The 19,499-nt window shown below is 61.3% G+C and carries 19 protein-coding genes; 17 read left to right on the top strand and 2 right to left on the bottom strand.

Translation table 11 applies throughout. From position 1 onward, the window contains the following. The first annotated feature begins 7 nt into the window (after positions 1-7). Positions 8-598 carry a nucleotidyltransferase family protein gene (locus DOCECA_RS14745; RefSeq protein WP_445570735.1) on the top strand — a complete coding sequence of 197 codons (591 nt, stop codon included), beginning with the start codon at positions 8-10 and terminating at the stop codon, positions 596-598. Positions 599-2,059: 1,461 nt separating this feature from the next. Here the strand turns inward: DOCECA_RS14745 and rne are convergent. Continuing rightward, positions 2,060-5,251, bottom strand: coding sequence for a ribonuclease E (gene rne, locus DOCECA_RS14740; RefSeq protein WP_434648549.1), 3,192 nt, complete (start codon positions 5,249-5,251; stop codon positions 2,060-2,062). Positions 5,252-5,950: 699 nt separating this feature from the next. Between rne and rluC the strand changes: the two genes are divergently transcribed. The 3 genes from rluC to DOCECA_RS14725 are packed head-to-tail and all read left to right on the top strand — an operon-like array spanning position 5,951 to position 8,569. Then, positions 5,951-6,907, top strand: coding sequence for a 23S rRNA pseudouridine(955/2504/2580) synthase RluC (gene rluC, locus DOCECA_RS14735; protein ID WP_434560020.1), 957 nt, complete (start codon positions 5,951-5,953; stop codon positions 6,905-6,907). Then, a complete protein-coding gene (locus tag DOCECA_RS14730) occupies positions 6,897-7,559 on the top strand; it encodes an HAD-IA family hydrolase (protein ID WP_420767180.1) in 663 nt (220 codons plus the stop codon). The genes rluC and DOCECA_RS14730 overlap by 11 nt, the downstream gene beginning before the upstream one ends. A 20-nt stretch (positions 7,560-7,579) precedes the next feature. Next, positions 7,580-8,569, top strand: a complete 990-nt coding sequence (locus DOCECA_RS14725; RefSeq protein ID WP_445570734.1) for a S49 family peptidase — start codon at positions 7,580-7,582, stop codon at positions 8,567-8,569. A 42-nt stretch (positions 8,570-8,611) separates the two neighbouring features. Here DOCECA_RS14725 and DOCECA_RS14720 read toward each other — a convergent pair whose 3' ends face one another. Next, the gene (locus DOCECA_RS14720) at positions 8,612-9,190 is read right to left on the bottom strand and encodes a Maf family protein (RefSeq protein ID WP_420767182.1); all 579 of its coding nucleotides are present in this window, start codon (positions 9,188-9,190) and stop codon (positions 8,612-8,614) included. A gap of 105 nt (positions 9,191-9,295) precedes the next feature. Here DOCECA_RS14720 and DOCECA_RS14715 point away from each other — a divergent pair, with 105 nt between their 5' ends. The 13 genes from DOCECA_RS14715 to DOCECA_RS14655 all read left to right on the top strand — a co-directional run bounded on the left by DOCECA_RS14715 (position 9,296) and on the right by DOCECA_RS14655 (position 19,448). After that, positions 9,296-9,823, top strand: coding sequence for a YceD family protein (locus DOCECA_RS14715; protein ID WP_003204262.1), 528 nt, complete (start codon positions 9,296-9,298; stop codon positions 9,821-9,823). Between the two features lie 13 nt (positions 9,824-9,836). Next, positions 9,837-10,019 (top strand): 50S ribosomal protein L32, encoded by a 183-nt coding sequence (gene rpmF / locus DOCECA_RS14710; protein ID WP_003179396.1) that lies wholly within the window; start codon positions 9,837-9,839, stop codon positions 10,017-10,019. Between the two features lie 4 nt (positions 10,020-10,023). Then, the gene (gene plsX / locus DOCECA_RS14705) at positions 10,024-11,034 is read left to right on the top strand and encodes a phosphate acyltransferase PlsX (RefSeq protein ID WP_420767183.1); all 1,011 of its coding nucleotides are present in this window, start codon (positions 10,024-10,026) and stop codon (positions 11,032-11,034) included. Positions 11,035-11,157: 123 nt separating this feature from the next. Further along, positions 11,158-12,096, top strand: a complete 939-nt coding sequence (gene fabD / locus DOCECA_RS14700) for an ACP S-malonyltransferase (RefSeq protein ID WP_445570733.1) — start codon at positions 11,158-11,160, stop codon at positions 12,094-12,096. 15 nt (positions 12,097-12,111) lie between these two features. Beyond that, the gene (gene fabG, locus DOCECA_RS14695; RefSeq protein ID WP_420767185.1) at positions 12,112-12,855 is read left to right on the top strand and encodes a 3-oxoacyl-ACP reductase FabG; all 744 of its coding nucleotides are present in this window, start codon (positions 12,112-12,114) and stop codon (positions 12,853-12,855) included. Between the two features lie 190 nt (positions 12,856-13,045). Then, entirely contained in the window at positions 13,046-13,282 is a 237-nt protein-coding gene (gene acpP, locus DOCECA_RS14690) for an acyl carrier protein (protein ID WP_003175607.1), read from the top strand. A gap of 108 nt (positions 13,283-13,390) precedes the next feature. After that, a complete protein-coding gene (fabF, locus tag DOCECA_RS14685) occupies positions 13,391-14,635 on the top strand; it encodes a beta-ketoacyl-ACP synthase II (protein WP_109754384.1) in 1,245 nt (414 codons plus the stop codon). After that, the gene (pabC, locus tag DOCECA_RS14680) at positions 14,635-15,450 is read left to right on the top strand and encodes an aminodeoxychorismate lyase (RefSeq protein WP_445570732.1); all 816 of its coding nucleotides are present in this window, start codon (positions 14,635-14,637) and stop codon (positions 15,448-15,450) included. The genes fabF and pabC overlap by 1 nt, the downstream gene beginning before the upstream one ends. A 3-nt stretch (positions 15,451-15,453) precedes the next feature. After that, positions 15,454-16,614, top strand: a complete 1,161-nt coding sequence (mltG, locus tag DOCECA_RS14675; RefSeq protein WP_434560010.1) for an endolytic transglycosylase MltG — start codon at positions 15,454-15,456, stop codon at positions 16,612-16,614. 20 nt (positions 16,615-16,634) lie between these two features. Beyond that, positions 16,635-17,267, top strand: a complete 633-nt coding sequence (gene tmk / locus DOCECA_RS14670; RefSeq protein ID WP_434607102.1) for a dTMP kinase — start codon at positions 16,635-16,637, stop codon at positions 17,265-17,267. After that, positions 17,260-18,246 carry a DNA polymerase III subunit delta' gene (locus tag DOCECA_RS14665; RefSeq protein WP_434560006.1) on the top strand — a complete coding sequence of 329 codons (987 nt, stop codon included), beginning with the start codon at positions 17,260-17,262 and terminating at the stop codon, positions 18,244-18,246. The genes tmk and DOCECA_RS14665 overlap by 8 nt, the downstream gene beginning before the upstream one ends. 40 nt (positions 18,247-18,286) lie before the next feature. Continuing rightward, on the top strand, positions 18,287-18,643 hold the full coding sequence (locus DOCECA_RS14660; RefSeq protein ID WP_186611513.1) for a PilZ domain-containing protein: 357 nt from the start codon (positions 18,287-18,289) through the stop codon (positions 18,641-18,643). 10 nt (positions 18,644-18,653) lie between these two features. Beyond that, positions 18,654-19,448, top strand: coding sequence for a TatD family hydrolase (locus DOCECA_RS14655; RefSeq protein WP_434607096.1), 795 nt, complete (start codon positions 18,654-18,656; stop codon positions 19,446-19,448). Positions 19,449-19,499 lie beyond the last annotated feature (51 nt).

Genomic DNA, 19,499 nt, shown 5'->3' with positions numbered 1-19,499 from the left:
AGGGCGTATGGAAAAGTCGATTGGCGTGATCATCCTGGCGGCGGGATCGGGCAGTCGCTTTCGTCAGGTAGCCGGCGCGGACAAGGATAAGTTGCTGGCCGACTGCACGGGGCGTGACGGCGCCGTCAGATCGGTAATCGAGCATGTGTTGGTCAACCTGCCGGCATCCTTGGAACGGCGCGTTCTGGTGGTGAACAACGACCGGCCGCAAGCCATTCGCATGGCCCAGGCCTATGGCTGCGATATTGTGGAACTGAACTCCCCCGGCCTGGGGGATAGCATTGCCGCGGGTGTCCAGGCCTGCCCGGATGCCGATGGCTGGCTGATTATGCTGGGCGATATGCCTTTCATCCCGTCGTCGAGCATCGAGCAAGTGGCCGCGGTAATTAGCGAGGAGGGCATCAGCGTGCCGGTCCTCACCGGTGAGTACGGACACCCGGTGGGATTTGGTCGTGGGTTCGGGCCGAAACTGATGGCACTGACCGGGGATTTTGGTGCCAAGGCGCTGTTTATCGGAGCGCAAGTGCTTGAGGTTCCGGTGGACGACCCTGGCGTAACCTGGGATGTCGATGTGCCAGAGGCGCTGGCCTTCAAATAAACCATCGACGATGGACCATGACTGGTGTCGGCTGCACATCCCGTGTGAGAGCTTTAGGGGATAGAAATCCTGCGCCTGGCCCGAATCCCCTGTGGGAGCGAGCCTGCTCGCGATAGCGGTCTGGCATTCACCCTGGTTGCAAGCTGAGCCGGCGCCATCGCGAGCAAGCTCGCTCCCACATTGGATCTTCAGTGGGTATAAATCCTGAAGCCGGCCCGAATCCCCTGTGGGAGCGAGCCTGCTCGCGATAGCGGTCTGGCATTCACCCTGGTTGCAAGCTGAGCCGGCGCCATCGCGAGCAAGCTCGCTCCCACATTGGATCTTCAGTGGGTATAAATCCTGAAGCCGGCCCGAATCCCCTGTGGAAGCGAGCCTGCTCGCGATAGCCGTCTGGCATCCACCATGGATGCAAGCTGAGCCGGCGCCATCGCGAGCAAGCTCGCTCCCACATTGGATCTTCAGTGGATATAAATCCTAAAGCCGGCCCGAATCCCCTGTGGGAGCGAGCTTGCTCGCGATAGCGGTCTAGCATTCCCCACGGGTGCAAGCTGAGCCGGCGCCATCGCGAGCAGGCTCGCTCCCACATTGGATCTTCAGTGGATATAAATCCTGAGGCCGGCCCGAATCCCCTGTGGGAGCGAGCCTGCTCGCGATAGCGGTCTGGCATTCACCATGGTTGCAAGCTGAGCTGGCGCCATCGCGAGCAGGCTCGCTCCCGCATTGGATCTTCAGTGGATATAAATCCTGTGCCTGGCTCGAATCCCCTGTGGGAGCGAGCCTGCTCGCGATAGCGGTCTTGCATTCACCATGGTTGCAAGCTGAGCCGGCGCCATCGCGAGCAGGCTCGCTCCCACATTGGATCTTCAGTGGATATAAATCCTGAGGCCGGCCCGAATCCCCTGTGGGAGCGAGCTTGCTCGCGATAGCGGTCTAGCATTCCCCACGGGTGCAAGCTGAGCCGGCGCCATCGCGAGCAGGCTCGCTCCCACATTGGATCTTCAGTGGATATAAATCCTGAGGCCGGCCCGAATCCCCTGTGGGAGCGAGCTTGCTCGCGATAGCGGTCTAGCATTCCCCACGGGTGCAAGCTGAGCCGGCGCCATCGCGAGCAGGCTCGCTCCCGCATTGGATCTTCAGTGGATATAAATCCTGAAGCCGGCCCGAATCCCCTGTGGGAGCGAGCCTGCTCGCGATAGCGGTCTCGCATTCACCCTGGTTGCAAGCTGAGCCGGCGCCATCGCGAGCAGGCTCGCTCCCACATTGGATCTTCAGTGGATATAAATCCTGAAGCCGGCCCGAATCCCCTGTGGGAGCGAGCCTGCTCACGATAGCGGTCTGGCATTCACCCTGGTTGCAAGCTGAGCCGGCGCCATCGCGAGCAAGGATGTGTTTGTATATCTGCGTGCATGAAAAAGCCCCGCCTGGCATCACCAGGCGGGGCTTTTTTACTGGGCGGTGGGATTAAGCGTGAGGTTTAGGCTCGTGCTCTTTTTCCAGCGCTTCAGTGTGACGCGGTGCGACTTCTTCAGCGGTGTGCTGAGGTTCGTCAAACGTCGGAGCCGGTTCAACCGGGGTTTCGGCGACCGGGGCAGGAGCTGCCTCGGCGACTTCTTCCACGGCCGGAGCGGGCTCGGCAGCAGGGGCTTGGGCGGCGGCAGCGGCAGCTTGTTCGGCTTCCTTCTGCAGACGCTCGGCTTCACGCTTGCGGCGACGCACTTCGCGCGGATCGTTTGGAGCGCGACCGTTCGGAGTCAAGGCGCTGACAGGGGCAGGCTCTTCAACCGGGGCAGGTGCTTCGACAACCACGGGCGCTTCGACCACTGGAGCAGGTTCGACCACTTCTGGCTCGGCCGCTTTCACGGGCTCTGGCGTCGGCTCAGGCTCGACAACGGCGGCCGTTGCGGCTGGCTCCGCGGTCCAGTTGAACGCAGTCTGCTCTTCGCGGGCAGGCTCTGGCGCCTTTTCCTCGATCGGTGCTTCGACAACCGGCTCGGCAGCAACAACGGGTGCTTCGACGATCGGCGCAGGCTCGGCGGCGACTTCAACTTCAGGCTGGGCTTCGGATGCCGGTGCGAGTTCCACTTCAGGTGAAGCGGTAGCTTCCACCGGGGCAGAGGATTCGACCACAGGCGCTTCAACCGGCGCGTTTTCCACCGCAGCGGTGGCACGTTCAGCCTGCTCGTTTGCCTGGGCTTCGGCCGGGGCGCTGATCGCGCTGCTGGCAACTGCCGCAGTGACCGCCAGGCCAGCGGCCAGGTCAGCAGCGCTTGGCGTTTCGGCGTTCTCGGTGGATTCGGATTCTTCCGAACCTTCGATCACGTTGCCATTGGCGTCGCGCTGACGCTCACGACGGTTGCTGCGACGACGCTGGCCACGGGAGCGGCGGCGTGGACGATCGCCTTCGGCGGTGTCCTGGCCGTCTTCCTGCAACTGCTCTTCGGTGTTCAGCACTTCTTCTTCGCTGGCAGCGGCGGCTGCCTGCTCGGCGCGTGGCTGGCGTTCCTCGCGTGGAGGACGCGGTGCGCGCTCTTCACGAGGCTGGCGAGCCGGACGCTCTTCAGCGACGGCGGCGGCAACGGCCGGGGTCGCATCCAATGGCTCTCGCAGTTCGCGAACGCGTTCTTCACGCTCGCCGCGAGGCTTGCGGTCTTCACGCGGCGCACGCGGTTGGCGTTCTTCACGCGGCGGACGCGGTGCGCGCTCTTCGCGGGCTACGGCCGGCGCTTCCTCACGGGCTTCGCGAGGTTGGCGCTCTTCACGCGGCTCACGTGGCGCACGCTCTTCACGCGGGGCACGTTCTTCGCGCGGCTTGCGCTCTTCGTCGCGACGACCGTTGCGGTTGCGGGTCTGCTGGCGACCGTTGCGGCGTTCTTCGTTGCGGGCCGGACGCTCGGAAGCGGCGGGCTTGGCGACGACGGTTGGGGCAGCCGGCTCTTCCTTGGTGGCGAACAGGCTGACCAGCGACTTCACCAGGCCTTTGAACAGGCTCGGTTCCGGGGCGGCGGCCGGGGCGGCAACCGGAGCGGTCACTTCGGTCGGAACCGGAGCGTTGGCGCGGGCCGGAGCGGTCTTGACCGCTGCCTCCTGGCGAACCAGGGTGCGAGTGGCGGCGGCCGGCTGGATGTCTTCCACTTCGGCAGCGGCAGCGGCGATTTCGTAGCTGGACTGGTTGGTGTGGGCTTCCGGGCTGTCATCACGCAGGCGCTGCACTTCGAAGTGCGGCGTCTCGAGATGATCGTTCGGCAGGATCACGATGCGGGCGCGGGTGCGCAGTTCGATCTTGGTGATCGAGTTGCGTTTTTCGTTGAGCAGGAACGCAGCGACCGGGATCGGCACCTGGGCGCGAACTTCGGCGGTGCGGTCCTTCAGGGCTTCTTCTTCGATCAGGCGCAGGATCGCCAGGGACAGCGATTCAACGTCACGAATGATGCCGGTGCCGCTGCAGCGTGGGCAAACGATGCCGCTGCTTTCGCCCAGGGATGGACGCAGGCGCTGACGGGACATTTCCAGCAGGCCGAAGCGCGAGATACGGCCGACCTGTACGCGGGCGCGATCGGCTTCCAGGCATTCACGGACTTTTTCTTCCACGGCGCGCTGGTTCTTGGCCGGGGTCATGTCGATGAAGTCGATGACGATCAGGCCGCCGATGTCGCGCAGGCGCAACTGACGGGCGATTTCCTCGGCGGCTTCAAGGTTGGTCTGCAGGGCTGTCTCTTCGATGTCGCTGCCTTTGGTGGCGCGCGCCGAGTTGATGTCGATGGACACCAGGGCTTCGGTCGGATCGATGACGATGGAACCGCCGGACGGCAGCTCGACGACGCGCTGGAAGGCGGTCTCGATCTGGCTTTCGATCTGGAAGCGGTTGAACAGCGGAACGCTGTCTTCGTAGAGCTTGATCTTGCTGGCGTACTGCGGCATCACCTGGCGAATGAAGGTCAGGGCTTCGTCCTGGGCTTCGACGCTGTCGATCAATACTTCGCCGATGTCCTGGCGCAGGTAATCGCGGATGGCGCGGATGATCACGTTGCTTTCCTGGTAGATCAGGAACGGCGCGGAGCGATCCAGCGATGCTTCTTTGATGGCGGTCCACAGTTGCAGCAGGTAGTCGAGGTCCCACTGCATTTCTTCGCTGCTGCGGCCCAGGCCGGCAGTGCGCACGATCAGACCCATGTCGGCGGGGGCTACCAGGCCGTTGAGGGCTTCACGCAGTTCGTTGCGCTCTTCGCCCTCGATGCGGCGGGAGATGCCGCCGGCGCGTGGGTTGTTCGGCATCAGGACCAGGTAACGGCCAGCGAGGCTGATGAAGGTGGTCAGGGCGGCGCCCTTGTTGCCACGCTCTTCTTTTTCAACCTGGACGATGACTTCCTGGCCTTCGCTCAGCACGTCCTTGATGTTGACGCGGCCTTCAGGGGCTTTCTTGAAGTATTCGCGGGAGATTTCTTTGAGGGGCAGGAAGCCATGGCGCTCGGAGCCGAAATCGACAAAGGCAGCCTCAAGGCTTGGTTCGATGCGAGTAATCCGGCCTTTATAGATATTGGCCTTCTTTTGCTCGCGTGCACCGGATTCGATATCCAGGTCGTAGAGGCGCTGGCCGTCTACCAGTGCAACACGCAACTCTTCGGGTTGAGTTGCGTTAATCAGCATTCTTTTCATGTAGTACCGTCGGTTTCCGGGCTGCCGGAAACGGCGTTCGGCACACACGACTTCTCACGGTCGGTGTCAGGTGCGTCCTGGAAATGGCGGGGCCATTCCAGTGTCCAGCGAGTTCGACCCAATGATGGCGAAGTCGCGACGGACGCGTCCTGCTTGCTGGTACTCAAGCACTCAGTCAGGAGGAGGAATCAACCGGCGCCTGTGGACGAGATGAAGCGTCTAAATATAAGCCTAGTGCTACACAGTCCGACGGTTGTACATCTCCACCCTACACGTATCCCTGATAGTTCGGGTGCTGCCGCGCGCAGAATCCGCAGCGGGTTGGCATTTACCGTGAGCTCCGAAAGGGGAAGTCACGCATCATGGCTAATTTAGGCGTTGTTTCCGAAGCTCTCGCTCGGGGTCGTTCCCGGGTGACTGCACTTTGTGAACTGGCCGTGAATGTGGCGCGCAAGGCGAGTCAGAACTCTGCTTTGCGGCGTATTTCAGGCCTCATGTCACCTGCGCTCGTTGCACCTGCAAACTCTGCCGTTACGTAGCAAGAACCCCGTAGGACGGCCTCTCGTCCTCGTGAATTGCGTTGGTCAGGGCCGGTTTTTGACCGTTAGTCCGCTGTCCAGCCACTTTTGGCGGCGTTCGCGACTATAGCAGCAATGATTAAGTGCTTCAATTCCATAAAAAATTGTTATGATCGCCGCCATGACGACTACTGCCCCTTCGACCCCTGGCGTTCAACTGCTCGAGGTCTCGCCGGAATATGCCGGCCAACGAATCGATAATTTTCTCCTTGCCCGGCTCAAAGGTGTGCCCAAGACCTTGATCTATCGCATTTTGCGCAAAGGCGAAGTGCGGGTGAACAAAGGTCGGATCAAGCCCGAATACAAGCTGCAGGCCGGTGATGTCGTGCGTGTACCACCGGTTCGCGTGCCGGAACGTGACGAGCCGGTGCCTTTGGCCCAGGGCCTGTTGCAACGCCTGGAGGCTGCCATCGTCTTCGAAGACAAGGCCCTGATCGTGGTCAACAAGCCTGCGGGTATTGCGGTCCATGGCGGCAGCGGCCTTAATTTCGGTGTGATCGAAGCCTTTCGTCAGTTGCGTCCGGACGCCAAGGAATTGGAGTTGGTCCATCGTCTCGACCGCGACACCTCCGGCCTGCTGATGATCGCAAAGAAGCGCAGCATGCTGCGCCACCTGCACGAGCAATTGCGCGGCGATGGCGTCGACAAGCGCTACATGGCGTTGGTGCGTGGCCGCTGGGAGACCTCTGTCAAGCAGGTCCGCGCCCCGTTGCTCAAGAGTAACCTGCGTTCAGGCGAGCGCATGGTGGAGGTCAACGAGGAAGGCAAGGAAGCGCTGACCGTATTCAAGGTGCTTCGACGCTTCGGCGACTTTGCCACCATGGTGGAGGCCAAGCCGGTCACCGGGCGTACCCACCAGATCCGCGTGCACACTCTGCATGCCGGGCACTGCATCGCCGGCGACAGCAAATACGGCGATGACGATTTCACCAAGGAAATCCGTGACTTGGGCGGCAAGCGCCTGTTTCTCCATGCCTATATGTTGACGGTGCCGTTGCCTGACGGCGGCGAGCTGAAGCTGCAGGCTCCCGTGGATGACATGTGGGCCAAGACCGTGGAGCGGTTGAGTGCATCCTGACTACAAGCTGCTCATATTCGATTGGGATGGCACTCTGGCGAACTCCATCGGTCGGATCGTGGATGCGATGCACGTTGCGTCGGATCGCACGGGGTTTCCCCGGCGGGATGATTTCGCGGTAAAAGGCATCATCGGTCTCGGCTTGCCGGAGGCGATTCGAAGCCTGTACCCGGAAATCGATGATCAAGAGCTGATCGTTTTTCGCCAGCACTACGCCGATCACTACATTGCCCTGGAAGCCGAGCCTTCGCCGCTGTTTGACGGCGTGGTGCAAACCCTCGGGGCCTTGCGGGAGGAGGGGTATCGGCTGGCGGTCGCGACCGGCAAGGCCAGGCGTGGGCTGGATCGGGTATTGAAGGCGCATGGTTGGGAAGATTATTTCGATATCACTCGTGCCGCGGATGAAACGGCGAGCAAGCCACATCCTCTGATGCTTGAGCAGATCCTGGCTCATTGCAATGTGTCCGCTGGCCAGGCGCTGATGGTCGGCGACTCATCGTTCGACCTGCAAATGGCCCGTAACGCAGGCATGGGGTCGGTGGCTGTCAGCTATGGCGCGCAGACGATCGAGGCGCTCAAGGCCTTCGAGCCGTGCCTGGCGATCGACCATTTTGCGCAATTGCACGCTTGGTTGAGCCAGCGTGCCGATTAAGTTCTGATGGAGATGCGTGCATGACGGATGAATGGAAGGCACCGGCCAAGGCGAGCGCCGAGAGCGGTGACGATAAAAGCTGGAAGCTGCTGGAGAAGACGTTGCTGGCTAGCGTCCAGGAGCAGCGCCGGTCCCGTCGCTGGGGGATTTTCTTCAAGCTGCTGACGTTCATCTATCTCTTTGTCGCGCTAATGCTGTTTACGCCGCTGATGAGCATAGAGAAGGGGGCCGTGAGCGGCTCGGCTTATACGGCGCTGATCGACATCGAAGGCATGATCGCCGACAAGGAACCTGCAAGCGCGGACAATATTGTCGGCAGCCTGCGGGCGGCGTTCGAGGATCCAAAGGTCAAGGGTGTGGTGTTGCGCATCAACAGCCCGGGCGGTAGCCCGGTTCAGTCGGGTTACGTCTATGACGAAATCGTTCGGTTGCGCGGGTTGCATCCAGACATCAAGGTCTACGCGGTGATCGCCGATCTCGGTGCGTCCGGGGCCTACTACATCGCCAGTGCGGCGGACCAGATCTACGCCGACAAGGCCAGCCTGGTAGGCTCCATTGGTGTAACGGCGGCCGGCTACGGGTTTGTCGGCACCATGGAGAAGCTGGGCGTGGAGCGGCGGGTCTACACCTCAGGCGAGCATAAATCGTTTCTTGATCCGTTCCAGCCGCAAAAGCCGGAGGAAACCGCATTCTGGCAAGGCGTGCTGGACACCACTCACAAGCAATTCATCGCCAGCGTCAAGAAGGGTCGGGGCGAGCGTTTGAAAGACAACGAGCATCCGGAGCTTTTTTCCGGGCTGGTCTGGTCTGGCGAGCAGGCTCTGCCGCTGGGCTTGATCGATGGCCTGGGCAGTGCCAGCTCCGTGGCTCGGGATGTAATCGGTCAGAAAGACCTGGTGGATTTCACTATCGAAGAATCGCCGTTCGATCGCTTCTCCAAGAAGTTGGGGGCGAGCATCGCTGAGCACTTGGCGATGTGGATGGGCTTCCAGGGGCCGGCGTTGCGCTAGGCTCTGGCGGGGCCCCTCGCCACAAATGGGTTGTCTGGGGTTTCAGGGAACCTGCACGCCCTCAGCCAGCAACATATCCACAAGGCGAATCAGCGGTAGGCCGATCAGGCTTGTGGCGTCCGGGCCTTCGGTGCTCTGGAACAGGCTCACGCCCAGGCCCTCGGCCTTGAAGCTGCCGGCGCAGTCGTACGGCTGCTCGGCGCGCAGATAGCGCTCTACGCGAGCTTGATCCAATGCCCGCATATTCACGGTGAAGGGTACGCAGTCGACCTGGCATCTGCCGGTCTGGCTGTTAAGCAGGGCCAGGCCGGTCAGGAATGTCACTCTGGCGCCGCTGGCGGCCATCAGTTGCTCACGGGCATTTTCGAATGTGTGAGGCTTGCCCAGAATGCGGTCGCCGAGCACGGCGACCTGATCCGAGCCGATGATCAGGTGGCCTGGGTGGCTGTCGGCGAGTGCCAGGGCTTTCTCCCGGGCCAGGCGCTTTACCAGTTGGGCCGCAGGTTCGTCGGCGTGACGGTTTTCGTCGATGTCCGGCGAACTGCAGACGAATGGCAGCCCCAGGCGGGCCAGCAGTTCCCGGCGGTAAACCGAGCTTGAAGCGAGTAATAAGGGCAGCATGGCTATCTCCGATGGGCAGGGAAGGATTCTAGCCAGGCACGCAAGTGATGGACAGGGCTGAATTTCCTTTGACATGGCCCGGTGCATCCCTATAATGCTGCGCCTATGTTGAATGACCCGATTCCACCTCACGTTGACCCGCGCAAATTGGCTGATCGTGGCACCACCCTCCAAGGTGAACTGCTGCTGGCCGATTTGAAGAGACTCTGCGATCCGCTTTCCGACGATGTCGGTACGGTCCAGGCCAAATTCGTTTTTGAACGAGATGAACGTAAATCTGTGGTAATCCACAGCTTTATCGACACTGAAGTCAAAATGGTTTGCCAGCGTTGTCTTGAGCTGGTCACCCTGCCGATCCACAGCGAATGCAGTTACGCGGTGGTGAAGGAGGGTGCGAATACCCAGTCGTTGCCGAAAGGTTATGACGTGCTGGAACTGGGCGAAGATCCTTTGGATCTGCAGTCACTGATCGAGGAGGAGCTTTTGCTCGCCTTGCCCATTGTGCCTGCTCATCATCCGGAAGAATGCCAGCAGCCGGCGGGAGCAGATGAGCCCGAACCGAGCGAGGACGAGGTAACGCGGTCCAACCCGTTCAGTGTATTGGCGCAGTTAAAGCGTGACCCAAACGTTTAGGAGTTAATCAATTATGGCTGTTCAGCAGAACAAAAAATCCCGCTCTGCCCGTGACATGCGCCGTTCGCACGACGCTCTCGAGGCTAGCACCCTGTCTGTAGAAAAAACCACTGGTGAAGTTCACCTGCGTCACCACGTATCGCCAGAAGGCGTATACCGTGGCCGTAAAGTGATCGACAAGGGCGCTGACGAGTAATCACTTGTCCGCTCAAGTCATCGCGATTGACGCAATGGGCGGGGACTTCGGTCCCCGCAGCATTGTCCAGGCCAGCCTTGCTTGCCTGCGTGCCACGCCCTCGCTGCACCTGACCCTTGTCGGTCAACCCTCCCTTCTAGAAGAACTGCTCGGCGGCCAATCGGCTGCGGATCGCGCGCGCCTGTCGATCATGCCCGCGTCCGAAGTCATCGCCATGGACGAAAAGCCAGCCCAGGCCCTGCGCGGCAAGCCTGACGCGTCGATGCGGGTGGCCCTGGAGTTGTTGCGCGATGGCAAGGTGCAGGCGTGCGTCAGTGCAGGCAATACCGGGGCGCTGATGGCGCTGTCGCGCTACGTGCTCAAAACGTTGCCGGGCATCGATCGTCCGGCAATGGTGGCGGCGATCCCGACTCAGCGCGGGTTCTGCCAATTGCTTGATCTGGGCGCGAACGTCGATTGCAGCGCCGAGCACCTGCTGCAATTCGCCGTGATGGGTTCGGTTGCGGCGCAGACCCTTGGCATTGCGCGTCCTCGCGTGGCGCTGCTGAACATTGGCACCGAAGAGATCAAGGGCAACCAGCAGGTCAAGCTGGCGGCGACTTTGTTACAAAATGCACCGGGCATCAATTACATCGGATTCGTCGAAGGCGATGGCTTGTATCGCGGCGAGGCCGATGTGGTGGTGTGTGACGGCTTCGTTGGCAATATCCTGCTCAAGTCCAGCGAGGGATTGGCCACCATGATCGGGCAGCGCATCGAGGCGTTGTTCAAGCAGAGTTTGGCCTCGCGGGTGGTGGGTGCGCTCGCGCTGCCGTTGATGCGTCGGTTGCAGGCGGACCTGGCGCCGGCGCGGCACAACGGTGCAAGTTTCCTGGGGTTGCAAGGTATCGTGATCAAGAGCCATGGTTCGGCCGGGGTGCAGGGGTTTCAAAGCGCCATTAACCGGGCGGTGATCGAGATCCAGGAAAACCTGCCGGAACGCCTTCATGGGCGCCTCGAGGATTTGTTAACTTAGGCGTTTTCGTCCGACAATGCTTAAATGTGACCGGTCGGTTCAAGCCGTCATCCAACTGTCAGTTTCCTAGCGCCCCCAGGGGCGTCAATTTTTGACGACAAGATCATTAGGGGCTTTGTTTTCATGTCTGCTTCCCTCGCATTCGTCTTTCCAGGACAGGGCTCGCAGTCCCTCGGCATGCTGGCCGAGCTGGGCGCGCAATACCCGCTGATCCTCGAAACATTCAAAGAAGCATCCGATGCACTCGGCTACGACTTGTGGGCACTGACCCAGCAAGGGCCGGAAGAGCAACTCAATCAAACCGATAAAACCCAGCCGGCAATCCTGACGGCCTCCGTTGCGCTGTGGCGCCTATGGTTGGCCGAGGGCGGCGCGCGCCCGGCGTTTGTCGCCGGCCACAGCCTGGGCGAATACAGCGCCCTGGTGGCTGCGGGTAGCCTGAGTCTCGGCGACGCGGTGAAGCTGGTGGAACGTCGTGGCCAATTGATGCAGGAAGCCGTTCCGGCCTGGCAGGGCGGCATGGCCGCGATCCTCGGCCTGGAAGACGCCGACGTGTTGGCAGCGTGTGCCGAAGCGGCTCAGGGTGACGTGGTCAGTGCGGTCAACTTCAACTCCCCGGGCCAGGTGGTCATCGCGGGGGCCAAGGCCGCCGTCGAGCGCGCCATTGAGGGTTGCAAGACCCGTGGTGCCAAGCGCGCCATGCCGTTACCGGTCAGTGTGCCGTCGCATTGCGAGCTGATGCGTCCAGCCGCCGAGCGTTTTGCCGAGTCCATCGCCGCCATCGACTGGCAGGCTCCGCAGATTCCCGTGGTGCAGAACGTCAGCGCCAACGTCGCAGCAGACCTGGAAACCCTCAAGCGGGACCTGCTGGAGCAGCTCTACAAGCCGGTTCGTTGGGTTGAATCGGTCCAGATGCTGGCAGCCAAGGGTGCGACCGAACTGGTCGAGTGCGGTCCTGGCAAAGTGCTGGCAGGCCTGAACAAGCGCTGCGCCGAAGGCGTGTCCACTTCCAACCTCAACACCCCAGACGCTTTCGCTGCCGCTCGCGCAGCGCAAGCCTGAACAGGAGAAGCTTGCATGAGTCTGCAAGGTAAAGTTGCACTGGTGACCGGTGCAAGCCGCGGCATCGGCCAGGCCATCGCCCTGGAACTGGGTCGCCAAGGCGCCATCGTTGTCGGCACCGCGACGTCCGCTTCGGGCGCCGAGCGTATCGCCGCCACCTTGAAGGAAAACGGCATCCAGGGCACCGGTCTTGAGCTCAACGTGACCAGCGATGAGTCTGTTGCGGCGGTATTGTCCAGCATTCAGGAGCAGTTCGGCGCGCCGGCGATCCTGGTCAACAATGCCGGTATCACCCGCGATAACCTGATGATGCGCATGAAAGATGACGAGTGGTTCGACGTGGTCGATACCAACTTGAACAGCCTGTACCGGCTGTCCAAGGGCGTCCTGCGTGGCATGACCAAGGCTCGTTGGGGCCGAATTATCAGTATCGGCTCGGTTGTGGGTGCCATGGGCAACGCAGGCCAAGTAAACTATGCTGCAGCGAAGGCCGGTCTGGAAGGTTTCAGCCGTGCGCTGGCACGAGAAGTCGGTTCGCGCTCGATTACGGTAAACTCGGTCGCACCGGGTTTCATCGACACCGACATGACCCGTGAACTGCCGGAAGCGCAGCGTGAAGCCTTGTTGACACAGATTCCGCTGGGTCGTCTGGGGCAAGCTCAAGAAATCGCGTCCGTGGTCGCTTTTCTTGCTTCGGACGGTGCGGCATACGTGACTGGGGCTACAATCCCGGTGAACGGCGGGATGTACATGAGTTAAATGTGACGGATTGCTTCAAAAAAATGTCATACGAGCTGTCTAAAATCCGTTATAAAGCTGCAATCTATTTATAGGCGGCGGGCCCCAGGTTCGAGGAGTGAAGCTTTCGGTTGAAAAACCGAAAAGTCTTTCTATACACTTACCCACCGGCCAGCTGCCTGAATTTGTCCATTAGGAGTGAAAACAAGGTATGAGCACCATCGAAGAGCGCGTCAAGAAAATCGTTGCCGAGCAACTGGGCGTTAAAGAAGAAGAAGTTGTGAACACCGCTTCCTTCGTTGAAGACCTGGGTGCCGACTCCCTTGACACCGTTGAGCTGGTGATGGCTCTGGAAGAGGAATTCGAGACCGAGATTCCTGACGAAGAAGCTGAAAAGATCACTACTGTACAAGCTGCTATCGACTACGTTACCAGCCACCAGGCGTAATCGTATTCAGTCGTCGCTAGCTGTCATGGAAAAACCGCACTGCCATCACGGCGTGCGGTTTTTTCTTTAGGCCTGATGCAAAGTCGTCATTTGAAAAAGGAGAGTGCTGTGTCGCGTAGACGCGTCGTAGTCACCGGTATGGGTATGTTGTCGCCACTGGGCACGGATGTGCCGAGCAGCTGGCAGGGCATTCTGGCTGGCCGTAGTGGCATTGGTCTGATCGAACACACCGACCTTTCTGCCTATTCCACCCGTTTTGGCGGCTCGGTAAAGGGCTTCAATGTCGAGGAATACCTGTCGGTCAAGGAAGCTCGCAAGCTTGACCTGTTCATTCAATACGGCTTGGCTGCCGGTTTTCAGGCAGTGCGTAACGCCGGCCTGGAAGTCACCGACGCCAACCGCGAGCGCATCGGCGTGGCAATGGGTTCAGGTATTGGTGGCTTGACCAATATCGAAGAAACCAGCCGCACGCTGCATGATTCGGGGCCGCGACGGATTTCTCCGTTCTTCGTGCCGGGCTCGATCATCAATATGATTTCCGGTTTCCTGTCCATCCACCTTGGTGCACAGGGGCCTAACTATGCCATCGCCACGGCGTGCACCACCGGCACCCACTGCATCGGCATGGCCGCGCGCAACATCATGTACGACGAAGCCGACGTGATGATCGCCGGCGGCGCCGAAATGGCGGCCTGCGGTCTGGGCATGGGCGGTTTCGGCGCCTCCCGCGCGCTGTCGACCCGCAACGATGAGCCTGCACGGGCCAGCCGACCTTGGGACAAGGGCCGCGACGGCTTCGTGCTGTCCGATGGCGCCGGTGCGCTGGTGCTCGAAGAATTGGAGCACGCCAAAGCTCGCGGTGCGACCATTTATGCCGAGCTGATCGGCTTTGGTACCAGCGGCGATGCGTACCACATGACGTCGCCACCGGCCGATGGCGCTGGTGCTGCCCGCTGCATTGCCAATGCCTTGCGTGATGCGAAGATCAATGGCGAGCAGGTCCAGTACATCAACGCCCACGGCACTTCGACCCCGGCGGGTGACCTCGCTGAAGCCCAGGCGATCAAGACGGTGTTTGGCGAGCACGCCTACAAGCTGGCCGTCAGTTCCACCAAGTCCATGACCGGTCACTTGTTGGGTGCGGCGGGGGCGGTGGAAGCCATCTTCAGCGTACTGGCGATCAATAGCCAGACCGCGCCGCCGACCATCAACCTCGATGAGCCGGACGAAGGTTGCGACCTTGACTTCGTGCCGCATACGGCCCGCAGCATGGACATCGATGTGGTGTTGTCCAACTCCTTCGGCTTTGGCGGAACCAACGGATCGCTGGTGTTCCGCCGGTTCGCCGGTTGATGGAAAGCTGGGTCGACGGTCAGCCGGCAGACGTCCTGTCGCTGAAAGATCGCGGCCTGGCTTATGGCGATGGGCTGTTCGAGACCATCGCCGTGCGCAATGGCGCACCTGTACTGCTGGAGCGCCACCTGCAGCGTCTGGAGGCCGGTTGCCAGCGTCTGGCGTTCAACGTCGACTTGAGCGTGCTGGGTGCTGAGCTGAGCGCCTATGCCCAGCGCCTGGGCAATGGCGTGTTGAAACTCATCGTGACCCGGGGCAACAGCCTGCGTGGTTATGCGGCCGATCCGTCGAGTCCGGCCAGGCGTATTCTGCAAGGAAGCCTGCCGGCTGCTTATCCCGCCACCCATGCCGAACAAGGCATCCAAATGTTCCCCTGCACCGTGCGTTTGTCCGAACAGCCCTTGCTCGCCGGCCTCAAGCACCTCAATCGCCTGGAGCAAGTGCTGGCCCGCGCCGAGTGGCGCGACATCGAACATGCCGAGGGATTGATGCTTGATACGTCCGGACGGGTGATCGAAGGCGTCTTCAGCAACCTGTTCCTGGTGCGCGATGGCGTTCTGTTCACAGCGGACCTGAGTCGTTGTGGCGTGGCCGGTGTGATGCGCGCCGAATTATTGTTTCAAGCCAAGTCCCAAGGCATCGCCACGCAAATCTCCGACATCAGCCTCGAACAGCTGCACCAGGCCGATGAAGTCATGGTCTGCAACAGCGTTTATGGCGTGTGGCCGGTACGCGGATGCGGTTCGGCGCGCTGGCCCGTTGGCCCGCTCACCCGTAAACTGCAGGCCCTTGCCCGTGCGCTATTGGATGCTTGATTCGTGAGACGTAAATTCTTGTTGTTGCTGGAGACCGGACTGGTTCTGGCAGGGCTGTTGTTGGGCGCTTCGGCCTGGAAAATTCATTCGGCGCTGCAGCAGCCGTTGAACATCACCCAGGAAGAGTTGCTGGATGTGCCCAATGGGACCACGCCGACCGGAACCCTCAATCGTCTCGAAGCCGATGGCCTGATCAAGGATGCGTTCTGGCTGCGCGTCTATTGGCGTTTCAATCTTGCCGGCCAGCCGTTGCACACTGGTGAATACCGGATGGTGCCGGGCATGACGATGGAAGGCCTGATCGGCGTCTGGAAGCGCGGTGAAGTGGTGCAGTACAGCGTGACGCTGGTGGAGGGCTGGAACTTTCGCCAGGTGCGCGCGGCGTTGGCCAAGGATGAAAAGCTCGAGCAGACGCTCGCCGGCCTGAGTGATAGCCAGGTCATGGATCGCCTTGGCCATTCCGGCGTATTTCCGGAGGGTCGGTTCTTCCCGGACACCTACCGATTCGTGCGCGGTACATCGGATGCCGACCTGCTGAAGAAAGCCTACGAGCGGCTCGACGATGTGCTTGCCAAGGAATGGGCGCAACGGGCCGCCGACGTGCCCTACACCCAACCCTATCAAGCATTGATCATGGCTTCGCTGATAGAAAAGGAAACCGGTGTGCCTCAGGAACGGGGTCAGATTGCCGGGGTGTTCGTGCGGCGCCTGCGCCTGGGCATGCTGCTGCAGACCGATCCCACTGTGATCTACGGCCTGGGGGAGCGCTACACCGGCAAGCTCACCCGTTCCCATCTGAAAGAACCCAATCCCTACAACACCTACCTGGTGCCGGGCCTGCCGCCTACGCCTATCGCGATGGTCGGGCGCGAGGCGATTCACGCAGCATTGAACCCGGCCGACGGCAACAGCCTTTACTTTGTTGCGCGGGGCGACGGCAGCCATGTGTTTTCCGATGATCTGGAGTCGCACAACAATGCGGTGCGTGAATACCAGCTCAAACGTCGCGCCGACTACCGCTCCAGCCCGGCCCCGGCCACACCTGAAGATTCGGCGCCGATTCCCGCCGCGTCACCTGATACCGCGCCGCAAGACGGGCCCCAGGTGCCGCCTCAGGATCCGGCCCCCGAACCGGATGCCAGTGAGCCACCGAACCCGCAATGACTTTGACTAAGGATCGCCCCGTGACTGGTTTGTTTATCACGCTGGAAGGCCCGGAAGGCGCCGGCAAGAGCACCAACCGCGAATACCTCGCCGGACGCCTCCAGGCCGCCGGCATCGAGGTGGTCTTGACCCGCGAGCCGGGCGGTACGCCGCTGGCCGAGCGGATTCGCGAGGTGTTGCTGGCGCCCCTTGAAGAAGTCATGAACCCTGACGCTGAGTTGTTGTTGGTGTTCGCTGCCAGGGCGCAGCACCTGGCCGAAGTGATTCGACCGGCGCTGGCCCGAGGAGCCGTGGTGCTTTGTGACCGCTTCACCGATTCGACTTACGCCTACCAGGGCGGTGGCCGAGGCTTGTCCGTCGAGCGTATCGCTGCGCTGGAAACGTTCGTCCAGGGCGACCTGCGGCCGGACCTGACCCTGGTTTTCGACCTGCCGGTGGAAATCGGCCTGGCGCGGGCCAGCGCTCGTGGCAGGCTGGATCGCTTCGAGCTTGAAGGGGCAACGTTCTTCAATGCCGTGCGCGACGCCTTCATCGAGCGCGCCAAGGCCGATCCGACGCGTTACCTGTTGATCGATGCCGCGCAGCCGTTGACCCAGGTCCAGCAATCGCTGGATGCGGTGTTGCCCGGGTTGCTGGAGCGTGCCCGTGGCTGAAGCCTATCCCTGGCAGGACGGTCTCTGGCAGCAACTGGCCGGCCGCACGCAGCATGCCCACGCGTACCTGTTGCATGGCCCGGCCGGTATCGGCAAGCGGGCGTTGGCCGAGCGCCTGATGGCGAGCCTTTTGTGCCAGGCCCCGACGGCCACGAATGCCTGCGGGGAATGCAAATCGTGCCTGCTGCTCAAGGCTGGCAGTCATCCGGACAATTACGTGCTGGAACCTGAAGAAGCGGACAAAGCGATCAAGGTCGACCAGGTCCGTGACTTGGTCAGCTTCGTGGTCCAGACCTCGCAAATGGGCGGGCGCAAAGTCGTGCTGGTCGAGCCGGTTGAGTCAATGAACATCAACGCCGCCAACGCTTTGCTCAAGAGCCTCGAAGAGCCTTCCGGCGATACCGTCCTGTTGCTGGTCAGTCATCAGCCGAGCCGTTTGCTGCCGACCATCAAGAGCCGCTGCGTGCAGCAGGCCTGCCCGCTGCCCAGCCAGGCGATGAGTTTGCAATGGCTCGCCCAGGCCATGCCTGACAGCACCGATGAGGAACGTGGCGAACTGCTGACCCTGGCCGCCGGTTCGCCGCTGGCGGCCGTCAGCCTGCAGGCCCAAGGCGTGCGCGAGCAGCGGGCGTTGGTGGTGGACGGCGTGAAGAAGCTGCTCAAGCAGCAACAATCTCCAACGCAACTGGCCGAAGGCTGGAACGCCATTCCCCTGTTGCTGTTGTTTGACTGGTTCTGCGATTGGTCGAGCCTGATCCTGCGTTATCAGCTTACCGAGGACGAAGCCGGCCTCGGATTGACCGACATGCGTAAAGTCATCCAATACCTGGCGCAAAAAAGCAGCCAGGACAAAATCTTGAACATCCAGGACTGGATTCTTGCCCAACGTCAGAAGGTGTTGAGCAAGGCCAACCTCAATCGCGTATTGCTGTTGGAGGCGCTGTTGGTGCAATGGGCGAGTTTGCCTGGTCGTACCTGACAGAGGCACTAGACTCAGCTCAATCGCAGCGGAGACCAGCATGAACGAACCTGTCAGTCCCGGACCACGCAACGGCATTCTGTCCCTGACCATCAAGGACAAGTCGGTGCTCTACGCGGCCTACATGCCGTTTATCAAAAACGGCGGCCTGTTCATTCCCACCAACAAGAATTATCGCCTGGGCGACGAGGTGTTCATGCTGTTGAGCCTGATGGACGAACCGGAAAAAATCCCGGTCGCCGGCAAGGTGATCTGGATGACTCCCAAAGGCGCCCAGGGCAACCGGGCCGCCGGCGTTGGCGTGCAGTTCAACGAAGGCGACAACTCGGCTCGCAACCAGATCGAAACCCACCTGGCCGGAACGCTCAAGTCCGACCGTCCCACCCATACGATGTAGCCTGGCCCTTATGCTCGTAGACTCTCATTGCCACCTCGATCGCCTTGACCTCGCCGCCCATGGCGGATCCCTCGACGCCGCGTTGGATGCGGCGCGCCAGCGAGGGGTGGGGCATTTCCTCTGCATCGGTGTCAGCGCCGACAACGCCGCCGACGTCAAGCGCCTGGCTGAACGATACGAAGACGTCGATTGTTCGGTGGGCATCCACCCACTGGATGTGCAGCCCGATGCCACGCCGGCCCTGGATTGGCTGTTGCACGAACTCGATCATCCGCGAGTCGTGGCTATCGGCGAGACCGGGCTCGACTATCACTACGAGCCGGAGGCCGCCGAAGTCCAGCAGGCGTCGTTCCGGTTGCACTTGGAGGCCGCCAGGCAGACCGGTAAGCCGGTGATCATCCATACCCGTGGCGCGCGGGCCGATACCTTGGCATTGCTGCGGGACGCGGCGCTGCCCCACGCCGGTGTGCTTCATTGCTTCACCGAGGATTGGGATATGGCCAAGGCTGCCCTGGACATGGGTTATTACATTTCCTTGTCCGGCATCGTCACGTTCCGTAATGCCGACGCCCTGCGCGACGTCGCAAGCAAAGTGCCAGCCGATCGTTTGTTGGTGGAAACCGACTCGCCTTATCTGGCGCCCATCCCTTATCGTGGCAAGCCCAACCTTCCGCAGTATGTCCGGGAGGTTGCCGAATACCTGGCGATGCTGCGGGGGGAACCGTACGACCGGTTCGCGGAGCAAACCACCGAAAATTTCAAGCGGCTGTTCCCGTTGGCTCGGGTCCGTACGGCAAGAGCCTGAAATCGAGGCAAAAAAAACCCGGGTTCTGGGGGGTGAATCCGGGTTAAGACC

Source organism: Pseudomonas sp. E102 (assembly GCF_052660185.1).
Note: the sequence above shows the minus strand (reverse complement) of the source record. Positions and strands in the feature narration are given on the sequence as shown.

Excerpts from the sequence above, each read along its gene's own strand:
- rluC (WP_434560020.1), top strand. The coding sequence starts at position 5,951 with ATGACGACTACTGCCCCTTCGACCCCTGGCGTTCAACTGCTCGAGGTC.
- DOCECA_RS14725 (WP_445570734.1), top strand. The coding sequence starts at position 7,580 with ATGACGGATGAATGGAAGGCACCGGCCAAGGCGAGCGCCGAGAGCGGT.
- DOCECA_RS14745 (WP_445570735.1), top strand. The coding sequence starts at position 8 with ATGGAAAAGTCGATTGGCGTGATCATCCTGGCGGCGGGATCGGGCAGT.
- rpmF (WP_003179396.1), top strand. The coding sequence starts at position 9,837 with ATGGCTGTTCAGCAGAACAAAAAATCCCGCTCTGCCCGTGACATGCGC.
- DOCECA_RS14660 (WP_186611513.1), top strand. The coding sequence starts at position 18,287 with ATGAACGAACCTGTCAGTCCCGGACCACGCAACGGCATTCTGTCCCTG.
- fabG (WP_420767185.1), top strand. The coding sequence starts at position 12,112 with ATGAGTCTGCAAGGTAAAGTTGCACTGGTGACCGGTGCAAGCCGCGGC.
- DOCECA_RS14720 (WP_420767182.1), bottom strand. The coding sequence starts at position 9,190 with ATGCTGCCCTTATTACTCGCTTCAAGCTCGGTTTACCGCCGGGAACTG.
- fabD (WP_445570733.1), top strand. The coding sequence starts at position 11,158 with ATGTCTGCTTCCCTCGCATTCGTCTTTCCAGGACAGGGCTCGCAGTCC.
- rne (WP_434648549.1), bottom strand. The coding sequence starts at position 5,251 with ATGAAAAGAATGCTGATTAACGCAACTCAACCCGAAGAGTTGCGTGTT.
- acpP (WP_003175607.1), top strand. The coding sequence starts at position 13,046 with ATGAGCACCATCGAAGAGCGCGTCAAGAAAATCGTTGCCGAGCAACTG.
- DOCECA_RS14655 (WP_434607096.1), top strand. The coding sequence starts at position 18,654 with ATGCTCGTAGACTCTCATTGCCACCTCGATCGCCTTGACCTCGCCGCC.
- pabC (WP_445570732.1), top strand. The coding sequence starts at position 14,635 with ATGGAAAGCTGGGTCGACGGTCAGCCGGCAGACGTCCTGTCGCTGAAA.
- DOCECA_RS14715 (WP_003204262.1), top strand. The coding sequence starts at position 9,296 with ATGTTGAATGACCCGATTCCACCTCACGTTGACCCGCGCAAATTGGCT.